Origin of the sequence: Sphingomonas panacisoli (assembly GCF_007859635.1) — a bacterium.
In the GTDB taxonomy this organism is placed as follows: domain Bacteria; phylum Pseudomonadota; class Alphaproteobacteria; order Sphingomonadales; family Sphingomonadaceae; genus Sphingomonas; species Sphingomonas panacisoli.
Map to the genome: position 1 here is coordinate 193,076 of NZ_CP042306.1, position 19,305 is coordinate 212,380.

Below are 19,305 nucleotides of genomic sequence, written 5' to 3' on the forward strand. Positions count from 1 at the left end.
TTCAGCCCCGCTTCGCGCGCAGCTCGTCCCTGATCTCGCGCAACAGCACGACGTCGGCCGGATCGGCTGCGGCGGCTTCTTCGGGCTTCGGCATTACCCGGTTCACCGCGCGGATCATCAGGAAGATGATGAAGGCGATGATGAAGAAATTGACCGCCTGAGTGATGAACTCGCCATAGCCGAGCAACGGCACGCCGGCCTTCTTGAGCGCCGCATAGTCGGTCGATCCGGCCAGCGCGGGCGGCACCTTGTCGGCGTTGAGCACCAGGAAATAGCTCGAGAAATCGAGCCCGCCGAAGACCTTGCCGATCAACGGCATGATGATGTCGTCGGTGAGCGAAGTGACAATCTTGCCGAATGCCGCGCCGATGATCACCGCGATGGCCAGGTCCATCACGTTGCCGCGCATGATGAAGGCTTTGAATTCCTTGAACATCTGCAGTCTCCCTGCTTGCTACCCGCAACGCAGGTTAGGCCTGTGGATATCGGCTCGGCAAGCACCCGTGTCGCATTTCCCTTTTCGCCGAATATGCGACCCCCTACATTGCGGACCGCAAGGGTTCTGGAGGCTTATCCCCATGAAGTTTCGTGCCGTGATCATGCTCGCCATCGCCGCCACGTTGTCGGCGTGCGGGGTCAATTCGGTGCCGACCGCGGAAGAGGCGGCGAAGGCGCGCTGGGCCGACGTCCAGGCCGCGTATCAGCGCCGCGCCGACACGATCCCCAATATCGTCGCGACGGTGAAGGGCAGCGCCGCGTCCGAGGGTAAGATCCTGACCGATGTCGTCAACGCCCGCGCGAACGCGACCAAGGTCCAGATCAATGCCGGCGACCTGACCGATCCCGCCAAGGTGGCGAGTTTCCAGCAGGCGCAGGGCGCGCTGGGCGCGTCGCTCGGTCGCCTGCTCGCGACGGTCGAGGCCTATCCGACGCTGCAGAGCCAAGCGAACTTCCAGGCGCTGATCCGCGAGATCGAGGGCAGCAACAACCGCATCAACATCGCGATCCGCGACTACAACACGTCGGTGCAGGCCTATAACACCAAGATTCGCACCTTCCCCGATGCGATCGGCGCCAAGATCGTCTACGGTGCGAAGCCGATGGTACCGTTCCAGGCAGCGCCGGGCGCGGACGCCAACCCGACGATCGATTTCGGCAACAGCAACTGACGCGGGATCATAGGAACCGGCCATGCGCCTGATCCGTCTGCTGGTGTTGGTGCTGGCGGCGCTCGTCGCCGCCACGCCGGCGCTCGCGCAAACCTATCCGCCGTTCAGCGGCTTCGTGGTCGATGCCGCCAACGTGCTTGACCCCGCGACCAAGGCGGACCTGACCGCCAAGCTCGATGCGCTGCAACGCGATACGCATCGCCAGCTGATCGTCGCGACGATCCCCGACATGCAGGGCTATACGCTGGAGGATTACGGCGTCGGGCTGATCCGCGCCTGGGGCGTCGGGCTGAAAGACGTCAATAACGGTATCATCCTGTTCATCGCACCCAACGAACAGCCCGGGCATCGCGGTCCACGGATCGAGGTCGGGTACGGGCTGGAGCCGATCGTCACCGATGCGCTGGCCGGGCAGATCATCGACGAGAAGATGATGCCGCTGTTGAAGGCGGGGCAAGTGCCGCAGGCGATGACGGCGGGAGCCGACGCCCTGATCGAACAACTCCGCGCCACGCCCGACGAGGCCAAGGCCCGCACCGACGCCGCGATCGCCGCATTCGACAAGCGCAAGCGATCGTCGAGCAGCAGCGGCAGCGGCGACTTTCCGATCGGGCTGGTGATCTGGGCATTGATCATCGGCTTTGTGATCCTGTCGAGCTTGCGCAACGGGCGGCGCGGCCAGCGCTATCGCCGCGGCGGCGCGCCGGTGATCCTGTGGGGACCGGGCCTGAGCGACTGGGGATCGAACGGATCGTCGTGGGGCGGCGGGTCGGGCTGGAGTTCGGGCGGCGGGTCGTCGTGGAGCGATTCGGGCGGCAGCAGCTGGGGCGGCGGCTTTTCGGGTGGCGGCGGTGGCGGCGGTGGCGGCGGCGGCGCATCGGGGGGATGGTGATGACCGGCTTTCCCTTGAGCGCCGAAGATCGCGCCCTCGTCAGCAATGCGGTGACCGCGGCCGAGGCGGGGACTGACGGCGAGATCGTGACGATCGTCACGCGGCGGTCCGACGAGTATCGCGATACCGGGCTGATCTGGGCGGCGATGGCGATGCTGCTGGTGGTCGCGCTGGCGGCGGTGCTGCCGGGGACGATCGACGCCAAGATCGCGCTGGTGACGGGCGGCTGGGGCGAAGTGCCGAGCATGGCGGCGCGGTTCGTGACCTTGCTGGTGATCGAGGCGGTCGTGTTCGGGCTGGCGTTGCTGCTGTTCCGCAACGGCCGGCTGCGGATCGCGCTGACCCCGCCGACCGTCCGTGCGCGACGCGTACGCGGGCGAGCGATCCGCTATTTCAAGGTCGGCGCGGAGAAGCGGACGGCGGCGCGGGTCGGCGTGCTGCTCTACCTTTCGCTCGACGAGCGGCTGGCGGAGATCGTCGCCGACGCCGCGATCCACGCCAAGGTCCCGCCCGAACGCTGGGGGGACGCAATGGCGGCTTTGGTCGATGAGGTACGCGACGGCCGCCCGGCACAGGGCATGGCGGCGGCGGTGCGTGCGATCGGCGCGATCGTCGCCGAACATTTCCCCAAGACCGAGCACGACCGCAACGAGCTGCCCGATCGGCTGATCGAACTGTGAGCGTGACCGACGCCGATGTGCCGGAGGAGACGGTATGGGCGGGCCGCTTCCTCGAAATGAAGAAGCGCGGGCGCTGGGAATATGTCGGCCGCGTCGGCGGTACGCAGGCGGCGGTGATCCTCGCGATCGACGACGGCCATGTCATCCTGGTGGAGCAATATCGCGTGCCGCTCGGGCGGCGATGCCTGGAGTTGCCGGCGGGTCTGGTCGGCGACGAGGAAGCGGGCGAGACCGCCGAAGCATCCGCCGCGCGCGAACTGGAGGAGGAGACGGGGTATCGCGCCGAGCGGGTGACGTCGCTCGGGACCTTCTATGCCTCGCCGGGCATGGTGAGCGAGTGCTTCACGCTGGTGCGAGCAGAAGGACTGACGAAGGTTGGGAATGGCGGCGGGACGGCAGACGAGGACATCATCGTCCACCGCGTGGCGCTGGGCGATATCGCCGAGTTCGTCGCCGAGCGCCGTGCCGTCGGGGTTGCGATCGACGTCAAACTGTTGACGTTGCTGGGGCCGGGTTTGCTTGCCTAACTGTGCTCCTGCGAAGGCAGGAGCCTAGGGTAATTCGGATAGCACAACCCTGGGCTCCTGCCTTCGCAGGAGCACGGGGAGTCAGCGGAAATTATCCGCGTACGTCTGGATCTTCAGCGTCCGCGTCGGCGTCGGTACCACCTCGAACGCGAGCCCGACCTTCTCGGCATAGGCGATCGCGTCTTCCGCCGTCGCGAAGCCCAGCCGCACTTGCTCGTTGGTGTCGCCCGACCCGGCCCAGCCGGTCAACGGGTCGGGGCGCTTGGCCTCGGCGGGCTCGAATTCGAGCGTCCAGCGATCGGTGCGCGCGCGACCGGATTGCATCGCGTTCTTGGGGCGTTGGAAGATGCGGGCTTTGGCCATGAGTGATCCTGTTGTTCGCGGTGCCGGCCCGCTCCCCCACCCGACCGCCCAGTTACGGTAACCTATGGGCGGTCGGGTGGGGGAGCGGGCCGGCACCGTGCGCTTCAACGCACTAGCGCGACTTGTCGCGCCGCGCATCAGCGTTTTTCGTGCGCAGCGTCGGGTTCGCGCCTGCGGGATCGTCCGGCCACGGGTGGCGCGGATAGCGGCCGCGCATTTCCTTCGCCACCGCCGCCCAGCTGCCGGCCCAAAAGCCGGGCAAGTCGCGCGTCGTCTGGATCGGCCGGCCGGCGGGCGAGGTCAGGCTGAGGACGAGCGGCACCGCGCCGTTGGCGACGGTCGGGTGGGTGGCGAGGCCGAACAAGGCCTGCGGGCGGAGTTCGACGGTCGGGCCGGCTTCGGCGGCATAATCGATCGCGGCGCTCGACCCCGCGGGGGTGTCGAGCCGCGCCGGCGCGATGCGGTCGAGCGCGCGCATCGCGTCCCAGCCGGCGAAGTTGCGGAGGGCTTCGGCGAGGTCGGCGTCGCTTACCGCCGATAGTCTTCGCTTGCCGGCGAGCAGGGGCGGCAGCCAATCGTCGAGACGGTGGGTCAGCGTTTCGTCGTCGAGCGACTCGGTCCAGCCGTGCTGGGCAGCGAACGCGGCGCGGTGGCGAAGCGCGGTGGCGGTTTCGCTCCACGGCAGCAGCGCGAGACCATGGTCGCGCACGCCTTCTACCAGCGCCCCGGCGATCGCGGCGGGATCGGTGTTGCTGTCCGGCCCGCGCGACAGAGCGATCGCACCCAGCCGTCGCTCGCGCACCGCCTCGACCGCGCCGGCCGCGGGATCGAACGCGAAGGTGCGCCGCGTCTCGATGCGGTCGGCGAACAGGGCTTCGACGCTCGCCTGGTCGATCGCGGCGGCCGACAGGACACGTGCCCCCGCAGCGGTGCCTTGCGTTTCGGCGACGGCGAGCCACTCGGCGGTCGCGAGCGGATCTGCCGGATCGAGCCGGAACCCGCGCCCGCCGACCGACGCCCAGCGCTCGCCGGATGCATCGCGACGGCGGGAAACGCGATCGGGGAAGGCTAGAGCGATGGCGATGCTTACGCCGTCACCCCCGCGCACGCGGGGGCCCATCTCCCCAACCGTGCCGCTTGTTGCAATCTTGGGTGTTGGGTCCCCGCGTTCGCGGGGATGACGAACGAGGTTAGTCCACCGCTCCGCCAACCTTCGCGCACCCTCCGCCCTTGGCCCGCGCTCACCGCGAAACCGGCGCACGCGTGTCTCCAGATCGGTCCCCGGCCCGCCCAGCCCGCGTTCGCCGAGCAGCACCGCGACCTCCGCCGCCTCCTGCGCCATCCCCATCTCCGCCGCGCGGACCAGCATGTGCGCCAAGCGCGGCGGCATCGGCAGCTTTGCGATCGCGCGGCCGTGCGCGGTTGGACGCCCGTCGGCATCGACCGCCTCCAGCGTCGCCAGCCGCGCCCGCGCTTCCGCCACCGCGGCCTCGGGCGGCGGGTCCAGCCAGGCCAGCGAGCGCGGGTCGGCGACGCCCCAGATCGCGCAGTCGAGCACCAGCGCCGAGAGATCGGCCTCGAGGATTTCGGGCGGGTCGAACCTCGGCAGGCCTGCGGTCGCCGCTTCCTCCCAAAGCCGATACGCGACCCCCGGCCCCTGGCGTGCGGCCCGCCCGGCGCGCTGCGTCGCGGCCGCCTGGCTCGCGCGTTCGGTGACCAGCCGCGTCATCCCCGCCGCGCGATCGTAGCGCGGGCGGCGCGCGAGACCCGAATCCACCACCACCGATATGCCGTCGAGCGTCAGGCTGGTCTCGGCGATGCTGGTCGCGAGCACCAACTTGCGCGCGGACTCCGGCGCGATCGCGGCGCGTTGCGCGGGGGGCGGAATCTGGCCGTGGAGCTTGTGGAGCGCGATGCCGGGCAGGTCGCCGAGACGCTCCGCCACCCGCTCGATCTCGGCGACGCCCGGCAGGAAAGCGAGCACGCCGCCGCTCTCCTCGCGCAGCGCCTGACGGATCGCGGCGGTCATCTCGTCCTCGATCCGCGCCTCGCCGCGCCGCCCGAGATAGCGCAGGTCGAGCGGATAGCTGCGCCCCGCGCTCTCGATCACCGGCGCGTCGCCGAGTAGCTTCGCGAACCGTGCACCGTCGAGCGTCGCTGACATCGCGACGATGCGTAGGTCGGGCCGCAACGCGCCTTGCGCATCCAGCGCCAGCGCCAGCCCGAAGTCCGAATCGAGGCTGCGCTCATGCACTTCGTCGAACAACACCGCCGACACGCCGGCCAGTTCGGGATCGGCCTGAATCCGCGCGACGAAGATACCCTCGGTCACGACCATCACCCGCGTCGTCGCCGACCGCTTCGAATCCATCCGCGTCGCGTAACCGAACGTCTTGCCGACCGGTTCGCCCGCCAGCGCTGCCATCCGCTCGGCGGCGGCGCGCGCAGCGATGCGGCGGGGGGAGAGCAGGAGGATTTCGCCGACGCACCACGCCTCGCCCAACAAGGCCGGCGCGACCGCTGTCGTCTTGCCCGCCCCCGGCGGCGCAACGAGCACCGCGTTCGCGCGCTGGCCAAGCGACGCCAGCAGGTTGGGCAGGACGGCAAGGACGGGAAGATCGGTCATGCGATTCAGCGTCCTAGTATCACACGCATGGGCAATGCTAGGCAGGGCGACGATGCCTCCCCACGACCATGACCATCACGGCCACGACCATGCGCACGATCATGGGAAGGCGCACAAGCACGATCACGGGCACAGCCACGCCGGCCACAGCCATGGCCCGGGCGGCCATCATCACGGCCCGCTGACCTTCGACCGCGCGTTCGCGATCGGCATCAGCCTCAACATCCTCTTCGTGATCGTCGAGTTCGGGCTCGGCTTCGTGTCGCAATCGGTCGCGTTGATGGCCGATGCGGGGCACAACCTCAGCGACGTGCTCGGTCTCGCGGTCGCTTGGGCGGGTGCGACGCTGGCGCGGCGCGGTGCGACCAAGCGGTTCACCTACGGCTTCAAGGCATCGACCATTCTGGCCGCGTTGATCAACGCGCTGCTGTTGCTGATGGCGATGGGCGCGATCGTGTTCGAAGCGGTGATGCGGTTCGGCCAGCCGGCCGAGGTGAAGGGCGCGGTGGTCGTGGTGGTCGCCGCCATCGGCATCCTGGTCAACGCGGCGACCGCCTGGCTGTTCGCGCGCGGGCAGAAGTCGGACATCAATTTGCGCGGCGCGTACCTTCACATGGCGGCCGACGCGACGGTGTCGGCTGGGGTGATGCTGGCGGGGGTCGCGATCTGGTGGACCGGCGCGAACTGGATCGATCCGGTGACGAGCATCGTCGTGTCGGCGCTGATCTTCTGGCAGACCTGGGGGCTGTTGCGCGAGACGATAGAGATGTCGCTCAACGCGGTGCCGCGCGCGATCGATATCGATCAGGTGGCCGCGGCGCTGAAAGGCCTGCCCGGCGTGACCGCGATGCACGACCTCCATATCTGGCCGATGTCGACGACGGAGACGGTGCTGACTGCGCATCTCGTGATGGTCGAGATGCCGGCGGACGCCTTCCTGCCCGATGCGCAGAGGATGCTGCAAGAGCGGTTCGCGATCGGCCACGCGACGATCCAGATCGAACGCGGCGAGGCGTGCGCGACCGATTGCTAGCGACTTGGGTTCCTGCGAAAGCAGGAACCCAGAGCCAAGAGTGACGTCGCTTGTGGCCCTAGGCTCCTGCTTTCGCAGGAGCACGAAGCTAAGCCAGTCCCAGCCGCCGCAGCGGGCTGCCGACGATCCCTGCGACCATCGCCGCCATCACCTTGGGTGCGGGCCAAGTCTTGGCGAGTGGGGCGACGACGACGTCGCGGAGCAGCGGCAGCATTGTGCTGTCGGACTGATAGACCGGCGTGAAGAGGCGGCTCATCAACTGGTAGAGGCCGACATGCTCGCGGCGGAGCGAGGCGGCGAGCGCCAGTGCGTCGGCAAGTGACTCGCGTTCACGCAAAGCGAATGCGAGCGCCCAGGCGTCGAGCAGCGCCATGTTGACGCCCTGGCCGAGCTGCGGGCTGGTCGAATGCCACGCGTCGCCGAGGTGGATCAGGCCGGGCTCGACGGGACGGCGGAGCGTGCGGTGGGCGTAGCGTGCGAAGGTGAGCTGATCGGGATCGGCGACCTGATCGAGCAAAGGCGCGGTCGCGGGCCAGAGCGCGCGGACCTCGTCCTTCCAAACATCGAGCCCGGCCACGCGCCATGCGTCGAGGCGGTCGGCGCGGAGCGACCAGAAGAAGGCGGCGTGGTTGCCGCCGATCGGCAGGACGCCGACCATCCGGCTCGCGGCGCGATAGCGTTGTTCGAGCGCGTGGGCGTCGAACCCCTCGGTCCAGTCCAGGCTTGCCCAGAGTGCGCCGTACGCGAGCTCCCGCCCGGTCTGCGGCGCTAGCGTGCTGCGCGACCCCAACGCATCGACGATCAGGTCGAACGGGCCGGCGCGGCTGCCGTCGGCGAAGAGCAAGGCGCCGCCATCGCGCCCGGCGATCGTGCGGGCGCCTTCGATCGCGATCTTCTCGTTCGCGACGGCGCGATGGAGCAGATCGAACAAGCTGGCGCGGTGGATGCCGATCCCGAAGGCCCCGGCATCAAGCGCGTCGTAGCGGACGTCGAGCACCTTCCGCCCGCGATCGTTCAACCCGAACAGTCGCTCAATTCGCGCGCCGCCGGCAATCAGCGCCTCCTCCAGCCCCAGCTCACGCAACACCGCACGGCCGGTCGGCTGGATCATCAAGCCGGAGCCGATCGGGCGTGGCGTATCGAACCGTTCGAACAGCGTCACGCGGTGTCCGTCGCGGTACAGCAACAATGCGGTGGCGAGCCCGCACGGCCCGCACCCGGCGATCGCGATGTCGAGCGGCTGGGTCAGATCAAACCTTTTTCAGCCAGGCGAGCAGATGGTCGAAATAATAGGCCTGGTCGTCCCACATCGCCATGTGGCTGCCGTTGGGACAGACGAACCCCTGTGCATTGGGCATCAGCGTCGCCATCTTGAGCATGTCCGCCGGATCCATCTCGTCGTAGCGCGACCCGATCGTCAGCGCGCGCGTCTTGATCTCGTGCAGCCGGTCCCAGCGTTCCCAATCTTTGAGGTTGCCGGTGACCAGGAACTCGCTCTTGCCCTGCATCTGTTCGTAGATCTTCAGGTTGAACTTCTTGATCGACCGGGTGACCGGCTCCGGCCAAGGCACGGTGCGGCAGATCATTTGCGGGTAGAGGATGCCCTCGACGATGCGGTGATAGTCGGGATTATCATAGTCCTGCTTCGCTTCGAGTTCGTCGAGCCGCTTGCGCTCGGCAGGGGGAAGCCAGTCCTTGATCTCCTGCGTATGCTTGAGGACGGCCTTTACCCCGGCGGCCATGTTCGAAATGATCAGCCCGCGCAGATGCTGCTGGTAGTTCAGCGCATATTCGATGCCGAGCAGCCCGCCCCAGCTGTGACCGAACAGCACGAACTGGTCGAGCCCGAGACCTTGGCGCACCTCCTCGAGCTCGCCGAGAAAGCCGGGGAGGGTCCAGAGCGACGGATCGTCGGGAATGTCCGAATTGCCGCAGCCGAGCTGGTCGTAATAGATCATCTGGATGCCCGCGGGCGGCAGGAAGCTTTCGAACGCCTCAAGATAATCGTGCGTCGCGGCGGGACCGCCATGGAGCAACAGGACCTTGATCGGGCCGTCGCCGATCGTCTTGGTCCATACCTGATACTTGCCGCGGCGCACCGGGAGCATGCGGATGCCGGCGACCTTGATGCCGGGCGGGTTGAGCGGGTCGGCGGGCGGTGTCGCCAGCACCGGTGTGGCGGCCGAACCCGCGAGCGCCACGGCGGCGCTCGACATGAGGAAATCGCGTCGATCCATCAAGTGTCCCCCCCTTGTGAGAGAGCTTATCGCGAGGATCAGCGCGAGGAAATCTCAAATCGCCCGTTCGACTTAGTCCTGATAGGATGACGTGCTCCGGCGAAGGCCGGAGCGCTGGAAATCGACGGCTGCGTTGGCCAACGCTCCGGCCTTCGCCGGAGCACGGCGAAGGTGTCCGGAACGAAGGGGCTAATACGCCCTAGCCACCGCGAACTCGACCGCTTCGGTCATCGCGTCGCGCGCTTTCCCCGGCGCAAACCCCGCGATCGCGTCGATCGCGCGCTGGCCGTAATGGCGGGCGCGAGCCAGCGTGTCGTCGATCGCACGGGTGGCGCGTACGAGGTCGACCGCGTGGACGAAGTCTTCGTCCGACGCGCGGAAGCCCAGGATCGCGTCCTTCCAGAACTTGCGGTCTTCTTCCGACCCGCGCGCATAGGCCAGGATCACCGGCAGCGTGACCTTGCCCTCGCGGAAGTCGTCTCCGGTATCCTTGCCCATCGTCCCGGCGTCGGAGACATAGTCGATCGCATCGTCGACCAGCTGGAACGCGATGCCCAGGTTGCGCCCGAACGCGTCCAACGCGGCCTCTTCGCCGTCCGAGCGTTCGGCGACGACCGCGGCGATCTTGCACGCGGCGGCGAACAAGGCGGCGGTCTTCGCGCCGATAATGTCGAGATAGCGTTCCTCGCCCAGATCGACGCGACGCGCGGCGGTCAGCTGGTTGACCTCGCCCTCCGCGATCACCGCCGACGCGTTCGACAGAATCTTGAGCACTTTCAGGCTGCCATCCTCGACCATCAGTTCGAAGCTGCGGCTGAACAGGAAATCGCCGACCAGGATCGATGCGGGGTTGCCCCAGATCAGGTTCGCGGTGCGTTTGCCGCGGCGCAGGTCGCTGCCGTCGACGACATCGTCGTGGAGCAAGGTCGCGGTGTGGATGAATTCGACCGACGCGGCGAGGCGATGGTGGCGATTGCCCGTGTAGCCGAGCAGCTTGGCGCTCGCGAGCGTCAGCATCGGCCGCATCCGCTTGCCGCCGCCCGCGATCAGGTGACCGGCGAGTTCGGGGATCAGCGGGATCTCCGACTGCATGCGATCCAGGATCACCGCATTGACCGCGTTCATGTCGGCGGCGACCAGGCTCATCATCGGCTCGAGGCTGGGGGCCGGGCGGGTCGGATCGAGGCGGTGGATCGTGGCGCTCATCTTGTGAGGCGTTTGGCGGAGCGGCCTCGCGAACGCAAGCGCGGCTTGCGCATCCCGGGATGCATGCGCAGAACGCAGGCGACTCAAGGAGGGCCGGATGAGCGACGAGATACTGGACGCCTATCGCAGCAGCATCGACAATATCGATGCAGCGCTGGTCCACATCCTCGCCGAGCGGTTCAAGGTGACGCAGGCGGTCGGGCGCTACAAGGCGAAGGCCGGGCTGCCCCCCGCCGATCCGGGTCGCGAGGAACGCCAGATCGCGCGGTTGCGGAAACTCGCCGAGGACGCCCGGCTCGACCCCGAATTCAGCGAGAAATTCCTGCGCTTCATCATCGACGAAGTGATCCGCCACCACGAACAATTCCGGGACGAGGTCTGATCACGGCGGCGCTTGCGAGTCGTCCTCGACAAGCGTAGCTTCCCGCCCGACGCGACCAATCGCGACAAGCCGATAGCGCGTCCGGGAGAGGATGATGCACGGCTTTCATGCATCGAACAGTCAGTGCAGCTATGGCCTGGCGATGCACCTCGTCAGCTTTGCGCTGGCCGGGGTCATTCTCGGCGTGGTCGTGCTGATCTGGTAGGTCTTCGCGCCTTCGTTGACCGTGCTCCGGCGCAGGCCGGAGCGTTGGCCGGCATTCGCTGCGATCGCCTACGCTCCGGCCTGCGCCGGAGCACAGGCTAGTGCGAAACGGCCCTCTATGACGAAGCCTAGGCCGCAAGCTCTTCGTCGGGGAGCAATTCGGTGTCGACCGTCGCTTGGGCGAAGGCGGCATACCGCGCGCCGCGGATCGTGCCGGCGAAGATCGTCGCGGCTTCCGCCAGCACGTCGGGCGCGATCGCGATCGTTGCGGCGGCGACGTCCTCCTCCAGATGCGCGATGTTCTGCGTGCCGGGGATCGGGACGATGTGATCGCCCTGCGCGAGCACCCAGGCGAGCGCGAGTTGCGCGGGCGTGCATCCCGCCTCGCGCGCCACCGCCTCGAACGTCGCCACCACCGTCAGATTGTGCGCTAGGTTGTCGCCGGTGAAGCGCGGCATGGTATGGCGGATGTCGTATTTCTCGAACCGATCGTCACGCACGCCGGTCGCGAGCATGCCACGCGCCACGGGCGAGAAGGCGACGAAGCCGATGCCGAGGTCGCGGCACGTGTCGAGCACCGCGACCTCGGGGTTGCGCACCATCGGCGAATATTCGCTCTGCACCGCGGCGATCGGATGGACGGCGTGCGCGCGACGGATCAGGCCGGCGCCCATTTCGGACAGGCCGATCGCGCCGATCTTCCCCGCCTGCACCGCATCCTTCAGCGCGCCGACCGACTCCTCGATCGGCACGTTCCGGTCGGGGCGGTGAAGGTAATAGAGGTCGATATGATCGGTCTGCAGCCGCTGCAGCGCGCGGTCGAGCGTCGCGGTGATCGCCGCGGGGCTGGCGTCGAGCACGCGCGTCTTGCCGTCGGGCGCATCCATCACGCACTTGGAAGCGAGCGTGAACTCGGTCTTGCGGTGCATGACGTAGCGCTGGATCAGCCGCTCGCTCTGGCCGAGGCCGTAGATTGCCGCGGTGTCGAGAAACGTCACGCCGAGGTCGAGCGCGCGGTTGAGCAGCTTGCCGGCGTCTTCCTCAGACGGCGGCGTCGCATAAGCATGGCAGATGTTCATGCAGCCGAGCCCGATCGCGGAAACGGTCAGCGGGCCGAGCTGGCGGGTTGGAAGGGTCATGATACGCTTTCGGGGTTGGGCAGGTCGCCTTCCAATACCGGCGCGACGTGGCGCTGGCGAGGCTCGCGGACGCGAAAGATCAGGAGAAGGACGGCGGCGCTGAGGAAACCGAAAGCGGTCCACATGACGGGCGGGTAGCCGTAGCGATACGCGACGAGGCCGCCGATCAACGGACCGATCGCGGATATCGTCCCTTCGATCGTCGTCGACAGCGCCAGTCGCATCGCGACGTCGGCGCGCTCGCCGAATTCGAGCACCATCGTCTGCTGGCTCATCTGATACCCGCAATTGCCCGCGCCGAGGCAGCAGAAGGCGGCGAATACCGCCCAGGGGTGATGCACGCTGAGCAGCAACACGATCCCGCCGGCCCAGAGGGCCGCCGCCAGGGTGAAGGTCGAGCGATAGCCGGTACGATCGCCGAGATTGCCCCAGAGCAGATTGGAGACGGTATCCGCGCCGAGATAGGCGAGGCTGAGTTCGCCGATCACGATTCCCGACAGGCCGAGCTGGCTGCCGGCGTAGAGGATGTAGAACGGCGTCGCGATCCGCGCGCAGACGCAGCACGCCTCGGCCAGGATGAACCAGCGATAGCCGCGATCCTCGAGCAATTGCGGGAAGGTCTTCACGCGATCGACGAACTTCATCGGGGAGCGGACCGTCACGGGCACCGGCTCGACCATCCGCAGCCGCAGCACGGTCAGCCCCATACTGGTCAGCACGAACGCGACGAAGAACGTGGTGGCGTAACCGTTGCCCCACACGTCGTTGCCGATCAGCCAGCGTCCGGCGGCGTAGGACAGGATCGCCGCGATGATCCCGCCCGCGACGTTGCGATAGGCTTGCAACCGCCCGCGACGGTGGATCGGGATGACCTTCGACATCAGCATCTGGAAGGCGACGCGCTGCGTCCCGTTGAACGCGCCGAGCAGGAAGAACAGGACGAGCGTGACGATCAGCAGCGCCTCGCCGTGGAGGAACCAACCGGCCAGCGCCATGCCGAGGATCATCACCCGCAACATCGTACCGGTGCGGATCGCGTAAGGGAGGATGCGCTCCTTGGTCTCGAACCGCGACGCGCTGAAGATCGGCGAGAGGATCGCGCCGAACTGGAGGAGCGCGGTGCCGAGCCCGACCAGCGCGTCGGAGCCGGTCAGGCGGTGGATGTAGGTCGGGATGAAGGTCGGCGCGTAGATCAGGCGGAACCCGGTCATGCCGAGCATGCCGTGCGTGAAATGCGCGATGAAATTGCGGCGCAGGTTCGCGGCGACGAACGCGTCATACTCGGCCTCGCGTTCGGCGAGGGTGCGGGTGTCGCCCAGATTCGTCATGCCGGGCTCGTCCCGGCATCCGCCGTGGAGCGCGCGATGCCGATCATGGTCATTGACGTCGCTTGCGGCGCAGCGGACCCCGGCACAAGGCCGGGGTGACGATCATTAGTCGGTTTCACTCCCCTTCGGGCGCGAACATGGGGACCGGCGGGCCGCCCTCGGTCGGCGTGAACCGGACGCTCACGCGCTGGCCGATGGCGAGTGAATCATGGTCGTCGGTGGCGATGTTGGTAAGCACCGCGGGGCCTTCGTCGAGCGTCACATAGGCGAGCGTGTAGGGCGCGCCGGCACCGCGACGCATCGTCGAGAGCGAGTAGATTTCGCCCTTGCCGCCGCTCTCCACCCACGTCGTCGCGCCGAAGCAGAACGGGCATGTCGCGCGCGGATAATAATGCGGCTGGCCGCACGCGTCGCACTGGCCGATCAGCAATTTGCCCTGTGCGGCGGCGTCGAAGAAGCGCTGGTTCTCGACGTTCGGCTGGGGTGCGGGGATCTTCCGGGGGTCGCTCATCACTGCCTCTCCAGCACGAGGGTCGCGGCGCCGTGGCGCACACCGAGCGAGCCGCCGATCCCGGTCGCGACGGCCAGGTCGCAATTCGGCACCTGCACCGCCGGATGCGCCTCGCCGCGCAACTGGCGGACCGCTTCGATCACCTTGGTGATGCCGCCGCGGTTGGTCGGGTGATTGTTGCACAGCCCCCCGCCGTCGGTGTTGAACGGCAGCTTGCCGGTGCCCGAAATGAGGTTGCCCTCGGCGACGAACCTGCCGCCTTCGCCTTTCTTGCAGAAGCCGAGGTCCTCGAGCTGGATCAGCACGGTGATCGTGAAGCTATCGTAGATCGACGCATATTTCATGTCGGCGGGGGTACACCCGGCCTCCGCGAACGCCGCCGGGCCGGATACCGCTGCCGCCGAGGTGGTGAGATCTAGGTTCATGCCGCCGCGCGGTCCCTTTACCGCTTCGCCCGCGCCGCGCACCGCGACCAGCGGGCGCTTCAAGGACTTCGCCACTTCGGGCGCGACGACCAGCAACGCGCCGCCGCCGTCCGACACCACGCAGCAATCGAGGCGGTGGAGCGGGTCGGAGATCATCGGCGAATTAAGGACGTCGTCGACCGTCACCACGTCGCGCAGCATCGCGTGTTCATTGTACTGCGCGTGGGTCGATGCGGCGACCTTGATCCAGGCCAGCTGTTCCGACGTGGTGCCGTACTCATGCATGTGGCGCGCGGCGCACATGCCGTAACTGTTGTGCGTCGTGCTGCCGACCCAGCCCTCGAACGGCGCTTCGGGCGCGCCGCCGGGGAAGCGGCCGAACGGCTCCGATCGCGGCCGTCCCGCGAGCGTGATCAGCGCGACCGAGCAGTGCCCGGCGGCAATCGCCTGCGCGGCGTGGCTGACGTGGAGGATGTACGACGACCCGCCGGTTTCGGTGCTGTCGGTGTGACGTACCTTCAGCCCCATATAGTCGATCATCGACATGCCGCCGAAGCCGGGCGCGTCGCCCGCGCAGAAATAGCCGTCGACGTCCTTGAGGCTCAGGCCCGCATCGGCGAGCGCGCCGGCCGCGCATTCGGCATGAAGCTGCGGCGTGGATTTGTCGGGGGCGAGCCGGGTCGGATGCTCGAACGCGCCGGCGATATAGGCCTTGTTGCGGATCGTCACGCGGCCTGCTCCCCGAATGCCGCCATCGCGCGCTCCTTGATTGCTTTGTAGTCGAGCTTGCCGTTGGGTGCGCGCGCAACGCTGTCGACCACGAGGACGTGGCGCGGCGCCTTGTAGGTCGCCAGTTGCGATTTGACGTGGTCGCGCAAGTCCGTCTCGTCGGGCGATTGGCCGGCATGCGGCTCGACCAGCGCGACGATCCGCTCGCCGAATCGCGCATCTGGCACGCCGGTCACCGCCGCGTCGCGCACGCCGGGGTGGCGCTTCAATGCTTCCTCGACTTCCTCCGGAAAGACCTTCTCGCCGCCGGTGTTGATGCATTGCGACCCGCGGCCGAGGATGCGGACGGTGCCGTCGGCATCGACGCTCGCCCAGTCGCCGGGCATCGACCAACGCTGCCCTTCATAGGTCGGGAAGGTCTGCGCCGACTTCACCGGATCCTTGTAGTAACCGAGCGGGATGTACCCGCCGACCGCGAGCCGTCCGCTCTCGCCCGATCCCGGTTCGACCCGCCGCCCGTCTTCGGTGAAGATCGCGCAATCGGGGCCGAGCGCGAAGGTCGCGGTGGCGCTTTCGCCCTGCGCGTTGGTGGTCGAGATACCCATCCCGAACGCTTCGGACGAGGAGTAGCTGTCCATCAGATTGACCTGCGGGATGTGACGGATCAGGCCGAGTTTGTTCTCGCGGTTCCACATCGCGCCGGACGAGCCGATGATGAAGAGCGAGGACAAGTCCCAACGCCCAGGATTGGCGTCGAGCGCCTCTAGCAAGGGTTGCGCAAAGGGCTGGCCGACGATCGTCATCCGCGTGACGCGCCAGCGTTCGACCGCGGCCCACACCTCCTCGGGATCGAACTTGCCGTGCGGGAGCAGTACGACCGCGCCGCCAGACGAGATCGCGGTAAACGCGCCGATCAGGCCGGTCGCGTGCATCAGCGGCGGGGCGATCAGCGAGCGCGGCTTGATCGGCGACGCGGCGGCACGCGGACCGGCCTCCTCCGGCGCGCTCATCGGTCCTACGCCGAGCAGCGGGTTCGATCCGTAGCCGCCCTTCGCCATCAGATCGCCCTGCTGCCACATCACCGCCTTGGGCATGCCGGTCGTGCCGCCGGTGAAGATCAGGAGCAGGTCCTCGTTATGGCGGCCCCAAGGTGCGATCGTCGGCCGCTCGGCGGGAACGCGCGCGGCGAGCGCGGCGAAATTCTCGGCCCAGGCGGGCGGATCGGCGCCGATCGCGATCCAGCTCTTCACGCCGGGCATCGCGGCGCGGATCGGGTCGAGGATGCTCGCGAACCCGCTCTCGAACACCACCGCCTCGGCATCGCCATTGTCGAGCAGGTAGCGGACCTCCTCCGGCCCGTAGCGATAATTGACGTTGAACGGCGCGAGCCCCGCCTTGAACGCGGCGTAATAGGCGACCAGAAATTCGGGGCAGTTGGTGGCGTAGACCGCGACCTTGGCCTGTTGCTGCAACCCCGCGGCGAGCAGATGCGTGGCCAGTGCATCGGCCTGCGCCTCGAATTCTGCGAAGCTGACGACGCGCTCGCCCTGGACGATGGCGGGCTGGTCCGGCACCGCCGCCGCGACCGATTCCCAGATATTGGCGTAGGTCCATGCGGTCATGCGGCTCTCCTGCCGCGCGTTTCATGACGCTACGGCTTCCTCCCGAATTGGAATATCGGGTATGGTGCCGTCAACCCCGTATTCCTGCGAAAGCAGGAATCCAGGATAATGGGCGACGTCGCTTGTGGCTCTGGGCTCCTGCTTTCGCAGGAGCACTAGAGCTCGGTACGCACGTGCCACAGCTCGGGGAACAGCTCGACCTCGAGCATCCGGCGGAGATACGCGACGCCCTGCGTGCCGCCGGTGCCGCGCTTCAGGCCGATGACGCGCTCGACCGTGGTGACGTGGTTGAAGCGCCAGCGGCGGAAATAATCTTCGAGATCGACCAGTTTCTCGGCGAGTTCGTAGAGCGGCCAATGCTGTTCGGGCGCCTGATAGACCGCGCGCCAGGCCGCCTGGACCTTGGGACTTTCTTCGCGCTGGTCCGCCAGACCGACGCGCTCTTCGCCGACATCGAAACCCGACCGGCCGAGCAGCCGCACCGCCTCGTCGTACAGGCTCGGCCGCGCCAGGATCGCTTGCAACTCGCCGACGATCCCGGGCCGGTGCGCGTGGGGCTTCAGCATCGCGGCGTTGCGATTGCCGCACAGGAATTCGATCGCGCGGTATTGGTGGCTCTGGAAGCCCGACGACTGGCCAAGGTCCTCGCGAAACTCGGTATATTCGCTCGGCGTCAGCGTGCGCAGAACGTCCCAGGCGTTGTTGAGCTGTTCGAGGATGCGCGCCACTCGCGCGAGCATCTTGAACGCATGCGCCAGCTGGTCGCCGGCGATCGCGTCGCGCGCGGATTCGAGCTCGTGAACGGCCAGCTTCATCCACAGTTCGGACGTCTGGTGCTGGATGATGAACAGCAGTTCGTCGTGCGCCGTGGATCGCGGTTCCTGCGCGCCGAGGATCAAGTCGAGGCGCAGATAGTCGCCATAGGCCATCTTGTCGGCGAAATCGGTTTCGGGCCCGCCGGCGTCGCCGGCATCAGAAGGTTTTTCGGTCATGTTACCGCCGAGCGCGTCGCATAGGCGGGGTCGTCCCACAAGCGTTCGGTCATCACGCGTTCGAGGATGCGGGCGGCGTCGACCACCTCGTCCTCGCTCAGATAGAGCGGGGTGAAGCCGAACCGGATCAGATCGGGGGCGCGGAAATCGCCCACCACCCCGTTCGCGATCAGCGCTTGCATGATCGCATAGCCTTGTGGGTGGCGGAATGAGACCTGGCTGCCGCGTGCGTGCGGATCGCGGGGTGACGCGAGGTCGAGGTCCGGGCAGCGCGCCTCGACCTCCGCGATGAATCGTTCGGAGAGGCGGGTCGACTGGACGCGGATATCGGCCATATCTACGCCCTCCCACGCGTCGAGCGCGGCATCGAGCACCGCCAGCGCCAGCACCGGCGGTGTCCCGACGCGCATCCGCTCGACGCTGGCGTGCGGGCGATAATCGAGGTCGAACGCGAACGGCGCTTCGTGTCCCATCCAGCCCGACAGGATCGGCTGCGCGCTCTCGGCGAAGCGCGGCGCGACGTAGATGAACGCGGGAGCGCCGGGTCCGCCATTGAGATATTTGTACGTGCAGCCGACCGCGAAATCGGCATCGGCGGCGGTCAGATCGACCGGGATCGCGCCCGCCGAATGCGCCAAGTCCCACACCGCGATCGCGCCCGCCGCATGCGCCTTCGCGGTCAGCGCCGCCATGTCGTGCATCCGCCCGGTGCGGTAATCGACCTCGGTGATCAGCGTGACCGCAACGCTCTCGTCGATCGCGTCGGCGACGTCCTCGGGCGCGACCAGCCGCAATTCGAGCCCGCGCCCGAGTGCCTGAAGCAGCCCCTGCGCGATGTAGAGATCGGACGGGAAATTGCCGGTGTCCGACAATACAACCCTCCGCTCCGGCCGCATCGCCAACGCCGCCGACAGCGCCTGGAACACCTTGATCGACAGCGTGTCCCCGGTCGCGACACTCCCTGCCGGTGCGCCGATCAGCGTGCCGATCCGGTCGCCGACGCGGCGCGGCAGGTTGATCCAGTCGGCGGTGTTCCATGCCTTGATCAGCTGGCCGCCCCATTCGCCGCGCATCACGCCGGCCACCCGCGCCTCGGCAGCGACCGGCAACGGCCCGAGCGAATTGCCGTCGAGATAGATCATGCCCTCGGGCAAATGGAACAGCCGCCGGGTCGCCGCGAAATCGATCATGATCGCGACAGGCCCCGAAATCGCGCGGTTGTAAAGAGTGCTGGCAATGT

Annotated in this window: 19 protein-coding genes; 6 read left to right on the forward strand and 13 right to left on the reverse strand. The window is 67.6% G+C overall.

The window, feature by feature from the left end:
* Position 1: 1 nt before the first annotated feature.
* On the reverse strand, positions 2 to 436 hold the full coding sequence (gene mscL / locus FPZ24_RS00955) for a large conductance mechanosensitive channel protein MscL (protein ID WP_146569299.1): 435 nt from the start codon (positions 434 to 436) through the stop codon (positions 2 to 4).
* A gap of 142 nt (positions 437 to 578) precedes the next feature.
* On the opposite strand from mscL, the gene FPZ24_RS00960 reads away from it, so the two are divergent.
* Genes FPZ24_RS00960 through FPZ24_RS00975 form a run of 4 tightly spaced genes read left to right on the forward strand, consistent with a single transcriptional unit; the run spans position 579 to position 3,268 of the window.
* Complete coding sequence (locus FPZ24_RS00960; protein WP_146569300.1) at positions 579 to 1,169, forward strand: LemA family protein; 591 nt, start codon at positions 579 to 581, stop codon at positions 1,167 to 1,169.
* A 22-nt stretch (positions 1,170 to 1,191) separates the two neighbouring features.
* Positions 1,192 to 2,061 carry a TPM domain-containing protein gene (locus FPZ24_RS00965; RefSeq protein WP_146569301.1) on the forward strand — a complete coding sequence of 290 codons (870 nt, stop codon included), beginning with the start codon at positions 1,192 to 1,194 and terminating at the stop codon, positions 2,059 to 2,061.
* Positions 2,061 to 2,741, forward strand: a complete 681-nt coding sequence (locus FPZ24_RS00970) for a TPM domain-containing protein (protein WP_146569302.1) — start codon at positions 2,061 to 2,063, stop codon at positions 2,739 to 2,741. Before FPZ24_RS00965 ends, FPZ24_RS00970 begins: the two co-directional genes overlap by 1 nt.
* Positions 2,742 to 2,797: 56 nt before the next feature.
* Positions 2,798 to 3,268 carry an NUDIX hydrolase gene (locus FPZ24_RS00975; RefSeq protein ID WP_146574051.1) on the forward strand — a complete coding sequence of 157 codons (471 nt, stop codon included), beginning with the start codon at positions 2,798 to 2,800 and terminating at the stop codon, positions 3,266 to 3,268.
* 81 nt (positions 3,269 to 3,349) lie between these two features.
* Here FPZ24_RS00975 and FPZ24_RS00980 read toward each other — a convergent pair whose 3' ends face one another.
* The gene (locus FPZ24_RS00980; protein WP_146569303.1) at positions 3,350 to 3,631 is read right to left on the reverse strand and encodes an ETC complex I subunit; all 282 of its coding nucleotides are present in this window, start codon (positions 3,629 to 3,631) and stop codon (positions 3,350 to 3,352) included.
* Between the two features lie 112 nt (positions 3,632 to 3,743).
* Entirely contained in the window at positions 3,744 to 6,257 is a 2,514-nt protein-coding gene (gene hrpB, locus FPZ24_RS00985; protein ID WP_146569304.1) for an ATP-dependent helicase HrpB, read from the reverse strand.
* Between the two features lie 52 nt (positions 6,258 to 6,309).
* On the opposite strand from hrpB, the gene FPZ24_RS00990 reads away from it, so the two are divergent.
* Positions 6,310 to 7,290, forward strand: coding sequence for a cation diffusion facilitator family transporter (locus FPZ24_RS00990; protein WP_146569305.1), 981 nt, complete (start codon positions 6,310 to 6,312; stop codon positions 7,288 to 7,290).
* Between the two features lie 88 nt (positions 7,291 to 7,378).
* On the opposite strand, the gene FPZ24_RS00995 is transcribed toward FPZ24_RS00990, so the two are convergent.
* The 3 genes from FPZ24_RS00995 to FPZ24_RS01005 form a co-directional block, all read right to left on the reverse strand.
* Positions 7,379 to 8,479 carry an FAD-dependent oxidoreductase gene (locus tag FPZ24_RS00995; RefSeq protein WP_338061666.1) on the reverse strand — a complete coding sequence of 367 codons (1,101 nt, stop codon included), beginning with the start codon at positions 8,477 to 8,479 and terminating at the stop codon, positions 7,379 to 7,381.
* Between the two features lie 61 nt (positions 8,480 to 8,540).
* On the reverse strand, positions 8,541 to 9,527 hold the full coding sequence (locus FPZ24_RS01000; protein WP_146569307.1) for a proline iminopeptidase-family hydrolase: 987 nt from the start codon (positions 9,525 to 9,527) through the stop codon (positions 8,541 to 8,543).
* Positions 9,528 to 9,716: 189 nt separating this feature from the next.
* On the reverse strand, positions 9,717 to 10,733 hold the full coding sequence (locus tag FPZ24_RS01005) for a polyprenyl synthetase family protein (protein ID WP_146569308.1): 1,017 nt from the start codon (positions 10,731 to 10,733) through the stop codon (positions 9,717 to 9,719).
* Between the two features lie 97 nt (positions 10,734 to 10,830).
* Here FPZ24_RS01005 and FPZ24_RS01010 point away from each other — a divergent pair, with 97 nt between their 5' ends.
* Positions 10,831 to 11,115, forward strand: a complete 285-nt coding sequence (locus FPZ24_RS01010) for a chorismate mutase (RefSeq protein ID WP_146569309.1) — start codon at positions 10,831 to 10,833, stop codon at positions 11,113 to 11,115.
* Positions 11,116 to 11,447: 332 nt separating this feature from the next.
* Here the strand turns inward: FPZ24_RS01010 and FPZ24_RS01015 are convergent, their stop codons facing one another.
* The 7 genes from FPZ24_RS01015 to kynU all read right to left on the reverse strand — a co-directional run bounded on the left by FPZ24_RS01015 (position 11,448) and on the right by kynU (position 19,255).
* Positions 11,448 to 12,458: an aldo/keto reductase gene (locus tag FPZ24_RS01015; RefSeq protein WP_146569310.1), complete on the reverse strand. Its 1,011-nt coding sequence runs from the start codon at positions 12,456 to 12,458 to the stop codon at positions 11,448 to 11,450.
* Entirely contained in the window at positions 12,455 to 13,786 is a 1,332-nt protein-coding gene (locus tag FPZ24_RS01020; RefSeq protein ID WP_146569311.1) for an MFS transporter, read from the reverse strand. The genes FPZ24_RS01015 and FPZ24_RS01020 overlap by 4 nt, the downstream gene beginning before the upstream one ends.
* A gap of 115 nt (positions 13,787 to 13,901) precedes the next feature.
* A complete protein-coding gene (locus tag FPZ24_RS01025) occupies positions 13,902 to 14,297 on the reverse strand; it encodes a Zn-ribbon domain-containing OB-fold protein (RefSeq protein WP_146569312.1) in 396 nt (131 codons plus the stop codon).
* On the reverse strand, positions 14,297 to 15,451 hold the full coding sequence (locus FPZ24_RS01030) for a thiolase domain-containing protein (RefSeq protein ID WP_146569313.1): 1,155 nt from the start codon (positions 15,449 to 15,451) through the stop codon (positions 14,297 to 14,299). Before FPZ24_RS01030 ends, FPZ24_RS01025 begins: the two co-directional genes overlap by 1 nt.
* Entirely contained in the window at positions 15,448 to 17,073 is a 1,626-nt protein-coding gene (locus FPZ24_RS01035; RefSeq protein WP_146569314.1) for an acyl-CoA synthetase, read from the reverse strand. Before FPZ24_RS01035 ends, FPZ24_RS01030 begins: the two co-directional genes overlap by 4 nt.
* Positions 17,074 to 17,228: 155 nt before the next feature.
* The gene (gene kynA, locus FPZ24_RS01040) at positions 17,229 to 18,065 is read right to left on the reverse strand and encodes a tryptophan 2,3-dioxygenase (RefSeq protein ID WP_146569315.1); all 837 of its coding nucleotides are present in this window, start codon (positions 18,063 to 18,065) and stop codon (positions 17,229 to 17,231) included.
* Entirely contained in the window at positions 18,062 to 19,255 is a 1,194-nt protein-coding gene (gene kynU / locus FPZ24_RS01045) for a kynureninase (protein ID WP_146569316.1), read from the reverse strand. The genes kynA and kynU overlap by 4 nt, the downstream gene beginning before the upstream one ends.
* Positions 19,256 to 19,305 lie beyond the last annotated feature (50 nt).

Coding starts and splice junctions, on each gene's coding strand:
- FPZ24_RS00990 (WP_146569305.1), top strand. CDS start 6,310: ATGCCTCCCCACGACCATGACCATCACGGCCACGACCATGCGCACGAT.
- FPZ24_RS00980 (WP_146569303.1), bottom strand. CDS start 3,631: ATGGCCAAAGCCCGCATCTTCCAACGCCCCAAGAACGCGATGCAATCC.
- FPZ24_RS01015 (WP_146569310.1), bottom strand. CDS start 12,458: ATGACCCTTCCAACCCGCCAGCTCGGCCCGCTGACCGTTTCCGCGATC.
- FPZ24_RS00975 (WP_146574051.1), top strand. CDS start 2,798: ATGAAGAAGCGCGGGCGCTGGGAATATGTCGGCCGCGTCGGCGGTACG.
- FPZ24_RS01005 (WP_146569308.1), bottom strand. CDS start 10,733: ATGAGCGCCACGATCCACCGCCTCGATCCGACCCGCCCGGCCCCCAGC.
- FPZ24_RS00970 (WP_146569302.1), top strand. CDS start 2,061: ATGACCGGCTTTCCCTTGAGCGCCGAAGATCGCGCCCTCGTCAGCAAT.
- FPZ24_RS01025 (WP_146569312.1), bottom strand. CDS start 14,297: ATGAGCGACCCCCGGAAGATCCCCGCACCCCAGCCGAACGTCGAGAAC.
- FPZ24_RS00960 (WP_146569300.1), top strand. CDS start 579: ATGAAGTTTCGTGCCGTGATCATGCTCGCCATCGCCGCCACGTTGTCG.
- mscL (WP_146569299.1), bottom strand. CDS start 436: ATGTTCAAGGAATTCAAAGCCTTCATCATGCGCGGCAACGTGATGGAC.
- FPZ24_RS01000 (WP_146569307.1), bottom strand. CDS start 9,527: ATGGATCGACGCGATTTCCTCATGTCGAGCGCCGCCGTGGCGCTCGCG.
- FPZ24_RS00965 (WP_146569301.1), top strand. CDS start 1,192: ATGCGCCTGATCCGTCTGCTGGTGTTGGTGCTGGCGGCGCTCGTCGCC.
- kynA (WP_146569315.1), bottom strand. CDS start 18,065: ATGACCGAAAAACCTTCTGATGCCGGCGACGCCGGCGGGCCCGAAACC.
- kynU (WP_146569316.1), bottom strand. CDS start 19,255: ATGATCGATTTCGCGGCGACCCGGCGGCTGTTCCATTTGCCCGAGGGC.
- hrpB (WP_146569304.1), bottom strand. CDS start 6,257: ATGACCGATCTTCCCGTCCTTGCCGTCCTGCCCAACCTGCTGGCGTCG.
- FPZ24_RS01010 (WP_146569309.1), top strand. CDS start 10,831: ATGAGCGACGAGATACTGGACGCCTATCGCAGCAGCATCGACAATATC.
- FPZ24_RS01020 (WP_146569311.1), bottom strand. CDS start 13,786: ATGACGAATCTGGGCGACACCCGCACCCTCGCCGAACGCGAGGCCGAG.
- FPZ24_RS01035 (WP_146569314.1), bottom strand. CDS start 17,073: ATGACCGCATGGACCTACGCCAATATCTGGGAATCGGTCGCGGCGGCG.